Source organism: Actinomadura montaniterrae, assembly GCF_008923365.1.
GTDB classification, from domain to species: Bacteria; Actinomycetota; Actinomycetes; order Streptosporangiales; family Streptosporangiaceae; genus Spirillospora; species Spirillospora montaniterrae.
Genome location: NZ_WBMR01000019.1, coordinates 22711 through 37949 on the forward strand (window position 1 = coordinate 22711; position 15239 = coordinate 37949).

Annotated in this window: 23 protein-coding genes; all 23 read left to right on the forward strand. The window is 72.1% G+C overall.

What is annotated here, in order from left to right; translation table 11 throughout:
- The first annotated feature begins 7 nt into the window (after positions 1-7).
- The 23 genes from F9B16_RS09830 to F9B16_RS09935 all read left to right on the forward strand — a co-directional run bounded on the left by F9B16_RS09830 (position 8) and on the right by F9B16_RS09935 (position 15192).
- Complete coding sequence (locus F9B16_RS09830) at positions 8-304, forward strand: hypothetical protein (protein ID WP_151539692.1); 297 nt, start codon at positions 8-10, stop codon at positions 302-304.
- Positions 301-816, forward strand: coding sequence for a hypothetical protein (locus tag F9B16_RS09835; protein ID WP_151539693.1), 516 nt, complete (start codon positions 301-303; stop codon positions 814-816). Before F9B16_RS09830 ends, F9B16_RS09835 begins: the two co-directional genes overlap by 4 nt.
- A complete protein-coding gene (locus F9B16_RS09840; RefSeq protein WP_151539694.1) occupies positions 813-1613 on the forward strand; it encodes a hypothetical protein in 801 nt (266 codons plus the stop codon). The genes F9B16_RS09835 and F9B16_RS09840 overlap by 4 nt, the downstream gene beginning before the upstream one ends.
- 115 nt (positions 1614-1728) lie before the next feature.
- Positions 1729-2277 carry a helix-turn-helix domain-containing protein gene (locus tag F9B16_RS09845; protein ID WP_151539695.1) on the forward strand — a complete coding sequence of 183 codons (549 nt, stop codon included), beginning with the start codon at positions 1729-1731 and terminating at the stop codon, positions 2275-2277.
- 2 nt (positions 2278-2279) lie between these two features.
- Positions 2280-2726 (forward strand): hypothetical protein, encoded by a 447-nt coding sequence (locus F9B16_RS09850; RefSeq protein WP_151539696.1) that lies wholly within the window; start codon positions 2280-2282, stop codon positions 2724-2726.
- Entirely contained in the window at positions 2726-4303 is a 1578-nt protein-coding gene (locus F9B16_RS09855) for a hypothetical protein (protein WP_151539697.1), read from the forward strand. Before F9B16_RS09850 ends, F9B16_RS09855 begins: the two co-directional genes overlap by 1 nt.
- Positions 4304-4312: 9 nt before the next feature.
- Entirely contained in the window at positions 4313-4654 is a 342-nt protein-coding gene (locus F9B16_RS09860; protein WP_151539698.1) for a hypothetical protein, read from the forward strand.
- Entirely contained in the window at positions 4651-5895 is a 1245-nt protein-coding gene (locus F9B16_RS09865) for a PBSX family phage terminase large subunit (RefSeq protein WP_151539699.1), read from the forward strand. The genes F9B16_RS09860 and F9B16_RS09865 overlap by 4 nt, the downstream gene beginning before the upstream one ends.
- A 3-nt stretch (positions 5896-5898) precedes the next feature.
- Complete coding sequence (locus tag F9B16_RS09870) at positions 5899-6114, forward strand: hypothetical protein (protein ID WP_151539700.1); 216 nt, start codon at positions 5899-5901, stop codon at positions 6112-6114.
- Positions 6114-7748 carry a phage portal protein gene (locus tag F9B16_RS09875; protein ID WP_151539701.1) on the forward strand — a complete coding sequence of 545 codons (1635 nt, stop codon included), beginning with the start codon at positions 6114-6116 and terminating at the stop codon, positions 7746-7748. Before F9B16_RS09870 ends, F9B16_RS09875 begins: the two co-directional genes overlap by 1 nt.
- A gap of 15 nt (positions 7749-7763) precedes the next feature.
- Positions 7764-8096 carry a hypothetical protein gene (locus F9B16_RS09880; protein WP_151539702.1) on the forward strand — a complete coding sequence of 111 codons (333 nt, stop codon included), beginning with the start codon at positions 7764-7766 and terminating at the stop codon, positions 8094-8096.
- Between the two features lie 164 nt (positions 8097-8260).
- Entirely contained in the window at positions 8261-9301 is a 1041-nt protein-coding gene (locus F9B16_RS09885) for a phage minor capsid protein (RefSeq protein ID WP_151539703.1), read from the forward strand.
- Complete coding sequence (locus F9B16_RS09890; RefSeq protein WP_151539704.1) at positions 9301-9639, forward strand: hypothetical protein; 339 nt, start codon at positions 9301-9303, stop codon at positions 9637-9639. The genes F9B16_RS09885 and F9B16_RS09890 overlap by 1 nt, the downstream gene beginning before the upstream one ends.
- A gap of 1 nt (position 9640) precedes the next feature.
- A complete protein-coding gene (locus tag F9B16_RS09895; RefSeq protein WP_151539705.1) occupies positions 9641-10231 on the forward strand; it encodes a peptidoglycan-binding domain-containing protein in 591 nt (196 codons plus the stop codon).
- Complete coding sequence (locus F9B16_RS50770) at positions 10228-10383, forward strand: hypothetical protein (protein WP_192808701.1); 156 nt, start codon at positions 10228-10230, stop codon at positions 10381-10383. The genes F9B16_RS09895 and F9B16_RS50770 overlap by 4 nt, the downstream gene beginning before the upstream one ends.
- A 9-nt stretch (positions 10384-10392) precedes the next feature.
- Positions 10393-11088 carry a cysteine--tRNA ligase gene (locus F9B16_RS09900; protein WP_151539706.1) on the forward strand — a complete coding sequence of 232 codons (696 nt, stop codon included), beginning with the start codon at positions 10393-10395 and terminating at the stop codon, positions 11086-11088.
- Between the two features lie 13 nt (positions 11089-11101).
- Positions 11102-12304, forward strand: coding sequence for an SU10 major capsid protein (locus F9B16_RS09905; RefSeq protein ID WP_151539707.1), 1203 nt, complete (start codon positions 11102-11104; stop codon positions 12302-12304).
- Entirely contained in the window at positions 12304-12615 is a 312-nt protein-coding gene (locus tag F9B16_RS09910) for a hypothetical protein (protein ID WP_151539708.1), read from the forward strand. Before F9B16_RS09905 ends, F9B16_RS09910 begins: the two co-directional genes overlap by 1 nt.
- Position 12616: 1 nt before the next feature.
- Positions 12617-13003, forward strand: coding sequence for a hypothetical protein (locus F9B16_RS09915; RefSeq protein WP_151539709.1), 387 nt, complete (start codon positions 12617-12619; stop codon positions 13001-13003).
- Positions 13000-13539, forward strand: coding sequence for a hypothetical protein (locus tag F9B16_RS09920; RefSeq protein ID WP_151539710.1), 540 nt, complete (start codon positions 13000-13002; stop codon positions 13537-13539). Before F9B16_RS09915 ends, F9B16_RS09920 begins: the two co-directional genes overlap by 4 nt.
- 8 nt (positions 13540-13547) lie before the next feature.
- Positions 13548-13811: a hypothetical protein gene (locus F9B16_RS09925; RefSeq protein WP_151539711.1), complete on the forward strand. Its 264-nt coding sequence runs from the start codon at positions 13548-13550 to the stop codon at positions 13809-13811.
- Entirely contained in the window at positions 13811-14797 is a 987-nt protein-coding gene (locus F9B16_RS09930; RefSeq protein ID WP_151539712.1) for a phage tail tube protein, read from the forward strand. Before F9B16_RS09925 ends, F9B16_RS09930 begins: the two co-directional genes overlap by 1 nt.
- Before the next feature lie 17 nt (positions 14798-14814).
- A complete protein-coding gene (locus F9B16_RS09935) occupies positions 14815-15192 on the forward strand; it encodes a hypothetical protein (protein WP_151539713.1) in 378 nt (125 codons plus the stop codon).
- Positions 15193-15239: the final 47 nt, after the last annotated feature.

Genomic DNA, 15239 nt, shown 5'->3' on the forward strand with positions numbered 1-15239 from the left:
GAAACCCATGCAGAAGCTCGAAAGCCTCATAGCCGAAGCGGTCGCCGAATGGCAGATGAAGCACACCACCCTCTGTGAGCACACCCAACTCATCGAGTACGGGCGCCTCGGGGAGATCCTCGCGCCGAAGGTGTGCGAGCAGGTGCTCAACGCCGCCGCCGACCAACTCGACGCTCTCCCCAAGGACGGCACGGCACTCAAGGGGCCGTACTGGTATCGCGAGGGCTTCAAGCAGGCCGGCGACATGCTGCGCGACTGGGCGGACTACCCCGCCGCCCTCCACGCCCTCAAGGAGACCCGATGAGCGAAAAGCCCAACTGCAAGGTGATCCGCCTCGGCGCCGTCGGCGCGCTCCTGGAGTGCATCGCGGGCCGCGACGACCAGGCCGCCGAACTCCTCGCCATGCTGAACGGCGCCGAGCTCCAGGCGGTGGAGAACGGGGCGGTCGCGCTGTCCCTGCACGCGTCGCGGGCGCGCAAGGCGATCGAGGAGCGGGCGGAGGCGAGCGGCACGCACTTCCTCGTCGTTCACGAGGAACCGGACGACGGCATGGACATCGACCATCCGGCGTCGTGCCCCGTCGAAACGCTCTATGACGGTCGGGTCGAAGTTCGGACTTGCCTGGTCGCCGAGATGGAGATGCAGTTCGGCTTGGAGGACTACTTCCATCGCGACGGGGCGCCGGGCGAGGGCGAGGCCGTCGCCGTTGCCGTGGGCCGCCATCCGATCGAGTACTGGACGAACGGCGCCATCGACGACCGCTTCGAGTGCGGGCTTCGCCTTGCCACGATCAACGAGCCGAAGGAGTCCCGTTGAGCCGTCCGTGCCCCATCGACACCTGCGAGCGCCCCGCGCCCGGCGGCCAGCCCGTGTGCGGCGCCTGCCGGGCCGACCTGGAGCGCGCCCTGCGCGCCGTGCCCGACCTCACCCGCGAACTGGACCTCACCCTGTCCAAGCAGACGTCCAAGACGCCCGGCGGGCGCTCGGCCGAGATCCCCCTCGCGTTCGGCGAAGGCGCCAGCAACGCCAGCGCCCTGCTTCACAACACCCTCTGCAAGTGGGTATGCGAGCTGAACCGCGCCGAAACCGCCATCTGGCCCGCCAATGCCCCCGCGGCCATGGCCGGATGGCTCTCAGGGAGCCTCTCGCGGCTCTTGGGGCATCCCGGGGTCATCGAGGCGCACGAGGAGATAACCGGCGCCGTGCGGGACGCTCAGCGGATCATCGACCGGCCGCCCGGCTACGTCTACGCCGGCCCCTGCACCGCGTGCAGCACCGCCATGTACGTCAAGCCCGGCGCCGCCTACGCCCGCTGCCCGATCCTCACCTGCCGCGAATACCACGACGTCGCCGACCGCCGCGAATGGATGATCGCCCAGTGCGAGAACCTCCTCGGCTCCTCCGCCTACGTCGCCATGGTCTGCCGCGGCCTCGGCGTCCAGATCAGCGAATCCACCGTCCGCATGTGGGTCAAGCGCCGCAAACTCCAGCCCCGCACCTGGACCGACCCGCGCGGCAACGAAGCCATCCGCGAGCAGCGCAAACGCCCCCTCTACCGCGTCGGAGACGTCATCGACGTCGCGCTCGGCAACGTGCAGAAGTTCACAGCCTGAGCACTTCCGGTTGCGCAGGTCGCAAGGTGTGACGCATCATTGGAGTAACCGGCTTGAACTGTCGACAAGGCCCAGCCCAGCGCTGGGCCTTTCGCATGCTCGGAGGAGGTTCGATGTGCCTTCGAAGTGTGGGAATCGTTCAGACGGCCGCCCGACGCGCGCGCGACGACCGGTCACGCAGGCCGAGCGCACCGCCGTCGCCGAACTGCACGCGCAGGGGCTGAGCCGCGGCGCGATCGCGCGGAAGCTGAAGCGGTCGGCGGACACGGTCGGCCGCATCGCCGCCGACCAGGGGCTCACCTGGGATCGCAGCCGGACGGCGAAGGCGGTCGCGGCCAAGCAGGAGGACAACCGCGCGAGGCGCGCCCGCATCTCGGCGGGCCTGCTGGACGACGCCGAGTGGTTGCGGGAGCGGATGCGCGCCGAGTCGATCCAGGTCGTGTCCACGCCGAAGGGCCCGTCGCAGGTGCTGCTGGCGTTGCCGCCGGCGCGCGATACCCGCGACTTCATGGTGGCCGCCACCTCGGCGCTGAAGGCGCACGCGGACCTGGAGCGCATCGACTCCGGCAGCGGCGCCGACCAGGCCAAGAGCATGCTCGGCCAGCTCGGCGAGGCGCTCCAGCTCGCCGCCGACCAGATCAACACCACGCCCGGGGAGGGCTGACCATGGCCGACATCGTGTTCAACATCGCCCTCGGGAAGGTCGCCTACTACGCGGGGCTGCCGGCCGCCAATGACGGCCTGGTGGTGGTGCCGATCGAGGCGACCGGCCTGGAGACCGACGCCGTCCTGCGCGACTACGACAACCTGTCGGTGCTGCTCGCCGCGTCGAACAACGAGCAGACCACGATGGGCCGCAAGGCCCTCGCCAGCGTGACGGCGACCGTGGACGACATCAACGACCGCGTCAACATGGACGCCGCTGACGTCACCTGGACGGCCGCGGGCGGCAACCCGGTCGGCGCGCTGATCATCTGCTACGACCCCGACGTCTCGACGGGCACCGACGCGGACCTGATCCCGCTGTCCAAGCACGGCTGGTCGATCACCCCGGACGGGTCGGACGTGACCGCGACCATCGCCGACTTCATCCGGGCCAGCTCCGCCGCCTGATGGCCGCGCCCGCGTTCGTCGCGGCCGGGCTCGGCCCAACCACCTCCACCACCAGCGTCGCGATCCCGAAGCCGACCGGTACGGCGGCCGGGCACGTCCTGTACGCCCTGGTCGTCAACGGCGGCGCCGGTACCGCGCCGACGACGGTTCCGTCCGGGTGGGCGCTCACCAGCGGCACGGCGACCGGTGGCGGCGGCTGGGTCGGCGTGTTCGAGCACGTCGCCGGCGCGTCCGAGCCGAGTTCGTACACGTGGGACGGGTTCACCGACTCGTGCGCCGGGTCGATGATCGCCGTGTCCGGCGCCGACGGCACCACCCCGACGCATAAGGCCCATGCGACTGCGACGCTCAACAGCTCCACCCCGTCCGACAGCGGCGTCACCACCACCGTGGCGGACTGCCTGATCGTCGGCGGCTGCGGTGTCGGCGACAACGTCGGCGTGTCCGGCTGGGCGGCGACCGATCCCGCGGTCCTGACCGAGCGCGCCGAGGTCCAGTCCACGGGTGGCGCGGACACCACCAGCGCCCTGGCGACCGCACCGCAGACCGCCGTCGGCCCGACCGGCGCCCTGTCGGTCGTCCTGGCCGGGTCCCGCAACAGCGTGGTCGTCACGATCGCCGTGCAGCCCCCGCAGACCGGCGGCGGGACGACGCTCCCGGCCGGGACCGCGGCCGAGACCGACACGGCACAGCCGCTCGGTCGGGCCAAGGCGCGCGCGGCGTCGCCCGCGGCGGAGACGGCGACCGCACAGCCCGTCGCGCGCAGCAAGGCCCGCCTCATCGCCACGGCCGCCGCGGTGGAGTCCGCCCAGCCGATCGGCGCGCGGAAGGCCCGACCCATCGGGACCGCCACGGCGATCAGCGCGGCGCAGCCGACCGGACGCGCCAAGACCCGACCCGTCGCCCCGGCCGTCGAGACGAACGCGGCGCAGACGATCACGGCGTCGTCCGCGACCGAGCAGCCCGTCACGGCGGCCGTCGAGCACGACCAGGCGCAGCCGCTCACCGCGACCAAGCGCCGCGCGCTCGCCGCCGCGGCGGTCGTCGAGACGGCGCAGCCCATCGGCGCACGCAAGACCCGGCCGCTCGCCACGGCCACCGAGACCGGCGCAGCCCAACCGGTGGGCCGCGCCAAGCAGCGCGCGGCAGGGACCGCCTCTGAAGTCGACGCGGCGACCCCCGTGACCGCGCCCGGCTCCACGCTCGTCCCTGCCGCGCCCGCCATCGAGACCGACACCGCCCGCCCCCTCGGCACGGCCAAACGCCTGCTGATCGGTGCGGCCGGGCTGGTCGAGACGGCGCAACCCATCGGCCGGCGGAAGGCGTACCCCATCGGAACCGCACTGGAGACGGTGGAGGCGCGGACGCTCGCGCACGTGAAGGCTCGCCATCTGGGGGTGGCGGAGGAGACGGACGCGGCGAGGCTGCTCGGCGGCGGGCAGACGGTAGTGCAGGAGCTGCCGGAGCTGGTCGCCGCCACCGCTCACACTGGGCGCCTCGCCGCGGCCGTCACCGTGCCGGGCCACCTGACCGCGACCGCCGCGCCGTCCGGCCGGTTCGCCGCCCTCGTCGAGTAGGAGGTGCCCGTGCAGCGCACCAAGAGCCTCGACCTGTTCCAGGGCGACGACGAGCAGGTGACCGTCACCGTCTCCGACGAGGCGACCGGCGCCGCCTACGACCTCACCGGCGCCCTGGTGCACGTCTACCTGAAGCCGTCCGCCGAGACCCCGGACGGCGACGCGTCCGTGGTGGTCCTCGCGATCGGCGACGGCATCGAGGTCCTCGACGCCGCCGCCGGCCAGATCCGCGTCACCATCCCCTCGTCGTGGCTCGCCACGGCCGGGACGCGGTGGTGGCATCTGACGGTGGTGATGGCGGGTGCGACGCGCACGGCCGCGCGCGGACCCGTCCACGTCCTGGACACGTGAACCTCGACGCCGTCAAGGCGGTCCTGTCGCCCAAGCAGATCACGAGCATCGCCGAGTCCCGCCAGGTCCGCATCTCGATCTGGGCGGGCGCCGTCCGCTCCGGCAAGACCATCGCTTCGCTGCTGGCCTTCATGATCGCCGTCGCGCAGGCACCCGACCACGGGCTCATCGTCATCGCCGGCCGGACGCGCGAGACCATCGAGCGCAACATCATCGAGCCTCTCCAGGACGCGAGCCTGTTCGGGCCGCTGGCCGCGCACGTCCACCACACGCGCGGTTCCAACACCGCCGTCATCTTGGGCCGGACGGTGCACCTGATCGGCGCGTACAACCAGCTGTCCGAGGGGCGCCTGCGCGGCATGACGGCGTGCCTGGCCCTGGTCGACGAAGCGACCCTCGTCCCCGAGGCGTTCTGGACGCAGCTCCTCGCTCGCCTGTCCGTGCCCGGCGCGCGGCTGCTCGCCACCACGAACCCCGACGGCCCGAACCACTGGCTCCGCCAGCAGTTCCTCCTCCGCGCCCCGCAGCTGAACCTCGCCAGCTGGCACTTCACGCTCGACGACAACCCGAGCCTGGACCCGCAGTACGTCGCGGACCTGAAGGCCGAGAACGTCGGCCTGTTCTACCGCCGGAACATCCTCGGGGAGTGGGCGCTAGCCGAGGGCGCCGTGTTCGACATGTGGGACCCGGACCGGCACGTGGTCTCGGATCTGTCGGCCATCCGGCGGTGGATCGCGGTCGGCGTCGACTACGGCACGACGAACCCGTTCGCGGCGCTGACGCTCGGTCTCGGCGCGGACCAGTGCCTGTACCTCGGCCACGAGTGGCGTTGGGACTCGAAGACCATGCATCAGCAGCTCACGGACGCGCAGTACTCCGAGCGGGTGCGGGGCTGGCTGAAGGCGATCGGCGTGCATCCGCAGTGGACGATCGTCGACCCGTCCGCCGCGTCGTTCGTGACGCAGCTCCACCAGGACGGCCTGGTCCCCGCGCAGGCCGACAACTCGGTGTTGGACGGGATCCGCGTGGTGTCCTCGCTGCTCGGCCGGGGCCAGCTCAAGGTGCACCGGAGCTGCACGGGCTTCATCAACGAGATCCCCGGCTACTCGTGGGACCCGGACAAGGCGGCGAAGGGCGAAGACGCCCCGATTAAGGCCGACGACCACAGCTTGGACGCCGCGCGGTACGCGGTGTTCACCACCTCCGCCGCTTGGCGGTCCGACCTGAGGGAGGCCGCGTAACCCATGCCTACGCCAGGCCCGCTCGGCATCGCGCTCGACCTCGACGAGGGCGATCTCATCAGCGATGCCGTGCTCATCGCCAAGATCCACAAGGCGGACGGCGCTGTCATCGTCGCAAGCAAGGCCAGCGATGGGACCGACTGGGTCACCCGCCGCGGTCTCATCGCCGCGGCGGGTGACGTCGAGAGCGGCGGCTACCAGGAACGCGAGATCGACTGATGCCGCTCCCCAACGGCGGAGGCCCCTGGCCGCCCCGCGAACTCGACATGGTCACCGCCCGCCTCGACGTCTGGTCCGCGTGGTACTCCGGCGACCCCGACCGCCTCGCCCTCCTCTACGGCGGATCCCTCGCAGGCGACCCCGGACGCCCCCTCGGGTCCCTCGACACCGACCTGCGCGGCTGGCGCGGCTGGCTCGGCCGCCTCGCCGCACGCTGGTTCTGGGGCACCCAGACCCCGCCGAACGAGAAGCGGACCAAGCTGCACCTCCCGCTCGCCGGCGACATCGCCGCCACGTCCGCCGACCTGCTGTTCAGCGAGCCGCCGACGTTCAGCGTGGAGGACGACGACAAGACGCAGGCGCGCCTCGACGAGCTGGTGGAGGACGGCCTGCACGCCGACCTCCTCGAAGCCGCCGAGGTGTGCGCCGCGCTCGGCGGCGTGTACCTGCGGATCTGCTGGGACGACAAGGTGCGGGACCGGCCGTGGATCTCCGCCATGCACGCGGACTGCGCCATCCCGGACTGGCGGTACGGCCGCCTGAAGGCCGTGACGTTCTGGCGGGTGGTGAAGCGGCAGGGCAACGACGTGTGGCGGCACCTGGAGCGCCACGAGCCCGGCGTCATCTACAACGGCCTCTACCAGGGCGCGGACGCCGACCTCGGCACGCCGAAGCCGCTCGACTCCCTGGACGAGACCATGGGCATCCCGGACAGTATGCCGACCGGCGTGCAGGACGGCCTGACCGCCTGCTACGTGCCGAACATGCGCCCGTCGCGGGTCTGGCGGGAGATCCCCGAGGCGGCGCACCTCGGCCGCTCCGACTACGCGGGCACCGAGGGCCTGATGGACGCCCTGGACGAGGTGTACTCCAGCCTGATGCGGGACATCCGGCTCGCGAAGGCGAAGCTGATCATCCCGGAGACCTACCTGCAGTCCCTCGGCCAGGGGAAAGGGGCGACCTGGGACAGCGAGCAGGAGCTGATCTACCCCGTCGCCGCGCTCCAGTCCCCGAACTCGGCCGCCGGCGGCCTGATGGTGACGCCGACGCAGTTCCAGATCCGCGTCACCGAGCACCTCCAGTCCGCGCAGTCTCTCCAGGACCAGATCGTCCGGGCGTGCGGCTACTCGGCGCAGACGTTCGGCAGCGCGGCGGACGGGGAGCAGCAGGTCGCGCAGACCGCGACCGAGGTCGACTCCCGGACGCGCCGCTCCGACATCACCCGCGACCGGAAGATCACGTACTGGTCGCCGGCGCTCGCCGAGATCCTCCGCGTGCTCCTCGCGGTCGACGCCGCGAAGTTCCGCTCCGGCGTGAACGCCGTCCGGCCGACCGTGGAGTTCGGCGACCGGGTATCGGAGGACCCGCAGGCGCTCGCGCAGACGGCGCAGCTGCTCCGCGCCGCCGAGGCCGCATCGACGGAGACGCTCGTGCAGATGGTGCATCCGGACTGGGACGGCGAGCAGGTGGACGCCGAGGTGCAGCGGATCCAGGACGAGGCGGCCCCGCCCGCGCCGCCGGAGATCGTGCCCGGCCCGGACTCGGCTGGCATGGGGCCGGACTCCGGGCCGGGCGCCCCGGACGGTGGGGGAGCCCCGTCCGAGGACCAGGCCGCGCTGGACGCGCTCGGCTGACCTACAGGAGGAAGCATGCAACCGACCATCGGCCGGATCGTCCGCTACACCCTCACCGAGGCCGACGCGGACGCGATCAACCGGCGCCGCGCCGACTTCGAGGCGTTCCAGCGCACCATCCTCCCGCCGCGCGTGTCCGGCACGGGCGGCGCGACCGGCCACCAGGCGCACGTCGGGAACCGCGCGCAGGCCGGTCAGACCTACCCGGCCATGGTCGTGCGCGTCTTCGACCCGTCCGCCACCACGGCCAACCTCCAGGTCTCCCTGGACGGCAACGACACCTACTGGGCCACGTCGCGCACCGAGGGCGACGGTGAGGGCCACTGGGTCTGGCCGCCGCGCGTCTGACCATGTCCGGCCCCCACCACGCGTTCAAGAGCAAGGCGCAGTGCGGCTGTTCTTCGCCAACCCGCGCCTGCGCCGCTTCGCGCACGACAAGGCGCACGCCACACCGGGCGGCAAGGGCATCAGGTACCGGCGGCTGCCGCGCCGCAAGGGCGGGAGGTGACCCCATGGCCATCCCCGCCCCGGTGTCCCCGGCGCTCGCCGAAGGCCTGCCGCGCGTCGTCGTCGCCCTGCACGCGGGCTGGGAGGAGACGACGATCCGGTTCATGGCGGAGCAACTCGGCCCGCGGATCGGCTCGCCAGAGTGGGCCGCGGGGCAGCAGCGGAAGCTCGCCGCCATCCAGCGGGACCTGGACGCCACCGTCCGGCGCCTCGCGGCCACGGCGGGCCCGCAGATCGAGCAGATGATCGCCGACGCCTACCGGCGCGGCCACGGCGCCCCGCCGACCCCCGCGCGCCGCCGGGGGCTCGTGCAGCGCGTCATGGACGCTATGCGGCGCCTGTGGGGCCGCCTGCCGCGCCGCGTCTCGCGCGCGTACGCCCGCGCGGTCACGCTCGGCACCCGCGCGCCCGACGACCGCCGCCGCACCGTCGTCCAGGCCGAGCTGGACCGCATCGCCTCGCGCGGCCTCGTGGGCGGCGTCGACGACCACGGCCGTACCCTCTCGCTCGTCCCGCAGGTCGAGACCGCGCTTCAGACGGCCGCCGGGAACGCCGCGATGGACGGCTACCTCGACTCGGTCACCGCCGCCGGCGACGACCTGGTGATGGTGCTCCAGTCCGCGCACCCCTGCCCGCTGTGCCTGCCGTGGGAGCACCGCGTCCTATCGGTCTCCGGCCACACCCCCGGCCGCCCCTCGATGGCGACCGCGCGGGCCGCCGGGCTGTGGCATCCGCGCTGCCACCACCAGGTCGTGCGGTACGAGCCCGGCGTGTCCGAGCACCTGCCGCACGCCGCCCGCCACAAGCGCGGCTCGTACGCGGCGACGCAGCGGCAGCGCGCGATCGAGCGGCACATCCGCGAGTGGAAGCGCCGCGAAGCCGCCGCGATGGACGACACGGCGCGGCTCCTGGCCCGCCGCAAGGTGAGGCACTGGCAGGCCGCGCTGCGGCAGCACATCGCCACGCACGGCCTCCAGCGGTCCCGGCAGCGCGAGCGCGTGGACTTCGGGCACACACCGTCGATCCGGCACGGACTGGGGGACTGATGGCCGAGTGGAAGCACGGGTGGATCCCGCTCACCCCCGGCGCGATGGCGAGCAAGCAGCACCGCGGCAAGGGCGGCGGGAAGGGCTCGGCGAAGCCGAAGGTGTCCGCGAAGCCCGCAGCGAAGAAGACCGGCGGGAAGTCGAAGAAGAGCAGCCTCGCCGCCGTGCCGCTGCACGAGCTGGACCTGTCGACGTCCGCCGGGCGGGCCGAGGTCATGCGGCGCCAGCGGCTCCTGGAGGACAAGCGGTCCGTCATCCCGCGCGCGCAGGCGGGCGCTGCGGGGTTCCGGGGCGGGAAGCCGCACCGCAAGTCCGCGCTGAAGCGGAAGGGCCGCTGAGATGCCGTTCGACGAGGCAGCGCATCCGCGCGCGGCGGCCGGTGCGGCGGGCGGCGGGCAGTTCGTCGCCGAGACCGGGCCCGGTCGCACTGGGCAGAGCGTCCTCGGTCTGAAGGCCAAGGGTGCCAGCCTGCCCAAGGACGCCAAGGGCAAGGGCGGCGGCAAGGGCAAGAAGGGCGGCAAGGGGAAGGGCAAGGCGACCCCGGAGCAGAAAGCCAAGGCCGTCAAGGGCATCCAGACCCTGCTGAACCGGCTCGGCTTCAAGGACGCCGACGGCAAGAAGCTCGCGGTGGACGGCATCGTCGGCCCGAAGACCACGGCGGCGATCAAGCGGGCACAGCGCCGCTTCGGCCTCCCTGCCACGGGGAAGCTCACGCCCGAGCTGCTGAAGAAGCTCAAGGCGCCCCGCATGGCCAAGGACCACCTGAAGCCGAAGAAGCCGAAGGCGTTCACCCCGGTCCCGGCCCGTTCGGACTCCGGCAAGCCCGCGCCCGCGCGCAGGCGCCGCCGGACGCGCCGGTCCCTGCGCCGCCGCTCGACGCTGGAGCGCATGCCCTCGTTCCGCACCGGCCCGAGAGGGGGTGACCAGTGAGCAGCGCGAAGTTCGACGCCCTGGCCTCCAAGGTCGGGTCACGTCGGCTCGCCGGATGGATCACCCAGCACAACCCCAAGGTGAAGGCACGCGCCGACGCCACCCGCAAGAAGCACCGCAAGAGCGCCCTGATGAAGGGCGCCCGAAAGTAGGAGCCAGCCATGACGATGCCGGTCGAGCCCGACACGGGCACCCCGGCGCCCGACACGGGCGACCCGTCACAGCAGCCCACCCCGACCGACGACGCCGCGCAGCAGCCCGCCGGCCAGCCCGACACGGGCGGCTGGGACGAGCTGATCGAGCAGTGGAAGTCGGACGGCCTCGCACCCGGCCAGATCGCCGAGCGCCTCGCCGCGTCCCGCAAGCACGAGGGCCGCGCCAAGCGCTACAAGCAGCAGCTCGACAAGCTCAACGGCGGCGGGCAGTCGCCCGCCGAGCCCGAGGGCAGCGAGGACTGGCAGGCCAAGTACGAGGCCGAGCAGGAGCGCGCGAGCACGTTCGAGAGCGAGCTGCTCGAAACGCGCTACGAGAACGCCGTCAACCGCGCCGCCACCAACGTCGGCGCGGACGCCGAAGCACTCCTCGACTCGCAGGCGTTCCGCGACGCGGTCGCCGCCGAGCTCGACGAGGACTTCGACACCGACGACCTCCGCGAAGCCGTCAACAAGGTCGCCAAGGACTTCGCCAAGAAGCCGCGGTTCGCCGCGCAGCAGCCCGCCGCCGGCCGGTCCGGCGGGGACTTCACCGGCGGCCCGGGCGCCCGCGCATCCATCGACCAGCAGATCGCCGACGCGGAGAAGAACCGCGACTTCGCCACAGCGATCGCCCTGAAGCGGCAGCGCGCCGCACTGAAGTAGAGGAGAACGCCACATGGCCGGCATCACCGGTATGGGCACGACCTACAACCTGCCCAACTACGTGGGCGAGCTGTTCGCGCTCACCCCCGACGACACGCCGCTGCTGTCGGCCATCGGCGGCCTGACCGGCGGCGGCGAGACCAGCGCCACGGAGTTCGAGTGGCAGACCTACGACCTGCGCGACCCGTCGCAGCGGGTCCGGCTGGAGGGCGCGACCGCGCCGACCGCCGAGGAGCGCGTCCGGGCGAACGCCCGGAACGTCTGCCAGATCCACCAGGAGAAGGTGTCCGTCTCCTACACCAAGCAGTCCGCGACCGGGCAGATCGCGGGCCCGCAGGCCGCGCCCTACAACGCGCTGCCCGGCTCCAACCCGGTCGGGAACGAGCTGAACTGGCAGGTCCAGCAGGCACTGAAGTCCATTGCGCTCGACGTGAACTGGAGCTTCATCAACGGCACCTACCAGCTGCCGACCGACTCCTCGACCGCGCGGAAGACCCGCGGACTGCTCCAGGCGATCACCACCAACCGGATCGCCAAGGGCACCTCTGTGACGGGCGCGACGTCGGCGACCGACACGATCACCGCCACCGGGCACGGGCTGACGGCGGGCAACAAGATCGTGTTCACCGCGACCGGCGCCGCGACCGGCATCGTCGCCGGCCGCGTCTACTACGTCGTCACCGTGGTCGACGCCAACAACTTCAAGGTGTCGGCCAGCAGCGGCGGCGCGGCGATCACGCTGGGCACCGCGACCGGCCTGGCGTTCACCAAGCCGTGGGCGACCGCGCTGACCGGCGACGTCATCAACGACCTGCTCCAGCTCGCCTACGACAACGGCGGTATCAGCGAGCAGGCCACCGCGACGCTGCTGTGCAACAGCGTCCAGAAGCGGGCGATCACCAAGGCGTACGCGTCGGCGTACGGCCAGTACCGGGAGACGTCCCGCACCATGGGCGGCGTCAACGTCAACACCGTCGTCACCGACTTCGGCACGCTGAACCTGATGATGGACCGGCACATGCCGCAGGACACCATCGCGGTCGTGTCGATGGAGGACCTGATGCCGGTCTTCCTCAACGTGCCCGGCAAGGGGCACTTCTTCGAGGAGCCGCTGGCCAAGACCGGCGCGTCCGACGAGGTCCAGCTGTACGGCGAGATCGGCCTGAAGTACGGGGCCGAGAAGCACCACGCCGTCATGACGGGGCTGGTCATCTGATGGCCATCTACGCCCGCGGGACCGGCGCGCACGACGCCGAGCGCGTGCAGCCCGAGCCCGGCAGCGACGAGGAGAAGCGCCTCCAGGCGCTCGCCGACGACCCGGTCTCCGGGTGGCGGCGCGTGGACGAGCCCGAGCCCGAGCCGGTGGCGCCGTCCCGGCCGGCCAAGTCCGCCCCCAAGGGCGACTGGGTCGCCTGGGCGGTCGCCAACGGCGCCGAGCAGGCCGAGGCGGAGAAGGCGACCAAGGACGACCTGATCGCCGCCTACGGCCAGGACGAGCCCGACCCGGACGGCGGCGAGGGGAGCTGACGTGGCGTACGCGACGGTCGCGGAGCTGACGGCGTTCCTCGACGACCACGAGCCAGCGGGTGCATCCCGGCTCCTCGACCGCGCGTCCCGCGACATCGACCGGCTGCTGCTGTGCGCGGTCTACGACCCGGACGACGCCGACGTCCAGGCCGCGCTGAAGGCCGCGACGCTGGAGCAGGTCGCCTACCAGCTGGAGCAGGGCAACGCGAACGGCATCCGGCACGGGATGCAGGCCGGCGTCCCGACCGGCTCCAGCGCGGGCGCGGTGGACCTGTCGCGCGGCCAGTCCGTCGGCGGCAACACGTCGGGGCTGCCGTTGATCGGGGACCAGGCGTTCGCAGTGCTCCAAGCGGCGCGGTTCTCCTTCCAGGGGCCGATGCCGCGATGACCTCCCGCAGAGAGATCCGCGCCGGGATCGCGGCGTTCTTCGGCGGGCCCCTCGACCCGAAGAGCCAGATCTACCGGCCGACGCCGCTCGCCGACGCCGGGCTGGCCGGAGTGCGGCCGTACTGGACGACGCGCTTCGAGGATCCCGACTACTTCGCCACCCTGGCGGCCGGCCGGAACATGGGCGCCGTCATGTCCATCCACCTCGCCGGGGACAGCGAGCGGCGGATCGCGTTCGGCGGGCCAACGGCGGGCTTCAAGAGCCGCCCCCTGGCCGTCGAGCTGTGGATCTGGCACCTGGCCCGCACGGCGGTCATCGAGGACGCACAGCGCGACCTGGACGACCTGCTGGACGCGATCACCGACCGGATCCACGGGGACCGGACGCTCGGCGGCGCGGTGATGGAGGCCGGGGAGTCCCAGCGCGGCATCAACCGCGACACGGCCAGCGTCCCGGCGTACGAGCCGGGCGCCCTGCCGACCGTCCGCCAGGAGGCGGTCGTCAGGTTCGACGCGACCGTCTACCCGCAGGCATAGGAGCACGAGTGAAGTACACCTTCGGCGGCGACGTGGCCACCACGTACGCCGAGTACATCGACGTGGCCAAGGGGTCGACGCTGGTCGCCGAGCCCGGCCAGACCTACGAGATCCGGCAGGCCGCCGGCGTCACCCGCCCCGGCGCGAAGCGCGGCGAGGACGGCGAGCTGATCGAGACCGGCGAGCACGAGCCCGTCGAGCTGCCGCTGCCCCCGGACAGCCGCTGGACGGCCGCCCGGGTCCGCACGAGCAAGGACAAGGAGACCGACTGATGCCCGTGATGCCGGGCGCACGGAGCGCCTTCGGGATCGGCAGAGAAACCACCGCCGGCACGCAGGTCGCCGCGAGGTTCTTCCCGCCGTTCAGCAAGTTCGACCCGACCGACAAGCCCGACTTCCTGGTGGACGACGGGTACCGCGGCTCGATGGCCAGCGAGTTCGGCGGCGTCATGGGGCCGGAGTCGTGCGACATCGACTTCTCCGGGCCGGGGTTCATGGATGCGCTGGGGTCGCTGCTGCACAACATCCTCGGGGACTACGCCGTCGGCGCCGCGGTGTCCGGGGTCTACCCGCACACGTTCGGGCTGCTGAACAGCGGCAACGGCCAGCCGCCGACGCACACCCTGATCGACTCCCAGCAGCTCACTGCTACCGTCGGCGCCCGCGCGTACCCGGGCGCATGCCTGTCCGAGCTCACCCTGTCCGGGAACACCGAGGGCCTGTTCCAGATCGACGGGAAGGCCACCTCGTACCCGTCGGCGGCGGCGTCGGCGGCGATGACGAACACCCCGACCAGCGAGCAGGTCATCCCCGCGTGGCGGTCCACCGTGTCGATCGCGGGCAGCAGCGCCCCGAACATCAGCGAGTGGTCGGTCACCATCGCCCGCGAGCTGGCCCCGATGTGGACCGCGAACGGCACCCAGGCGCCGTACGTCATCGGCCGCGGCGCGATCAAGGTGTCCGGGAAGCTCACGTTCGTCGCGATCGACGAGTCCCCGCTGACCACGGGTCTGCTGACCAACCAGCAGCCCGCCCTGGTCATCACCGTCAACAACGGCGGCAGCACGGGCGCGCTGCGGGAGCTGGCGCTGACGATGACCAAGGCGGCGTACACCGACGCCGGCCAGAAGCGCGACACGCTGCTCGGCTGGGACGTCTCGTTCTCGGCCATGGCCAACTCGACGGACGCCGCGGCGTCCGGCGGGCTGTCCCCGATCAAGGCGGTACTGAAGAACGCCGTCACCGACTACTCCAGCTAGAAAGGAATCGACGAACCATGCGCGTCGACCTCGGCAAGGACAAGGACGGAAACGAGCGCTGGGCGGAGGTCACCGACCTCGACGACATGCCCCGCCGCGTCGAGACCGCCATCAACCGGATGCTGCCCCCCTACAAGAAGGGCGGCGACACCAGCGCGTTCACGCCCGCGCTGATGGACCGGATGCGGGATGCCCTGATCGCCCACCTGATCGAGGCGTGGTCGTTCGACAAGGCGCCGCCCAAGGGCAACGCCGACAAGATCGACTTCCTGCCCCGCAGCGCCTACCTGGAGCTGCTGGACGCCACCGCGCCGCACTGGGAGGCGGTGGGGTTTACCGACCCGGGCAAGAGCAAGCCCAGCCCGGCCCCGGATGGCAAGACCTCCTCCGGCTGAAGAACCACCTCAAGGGCCGGGACACCGGCCCTGAGCACACGCCGTCC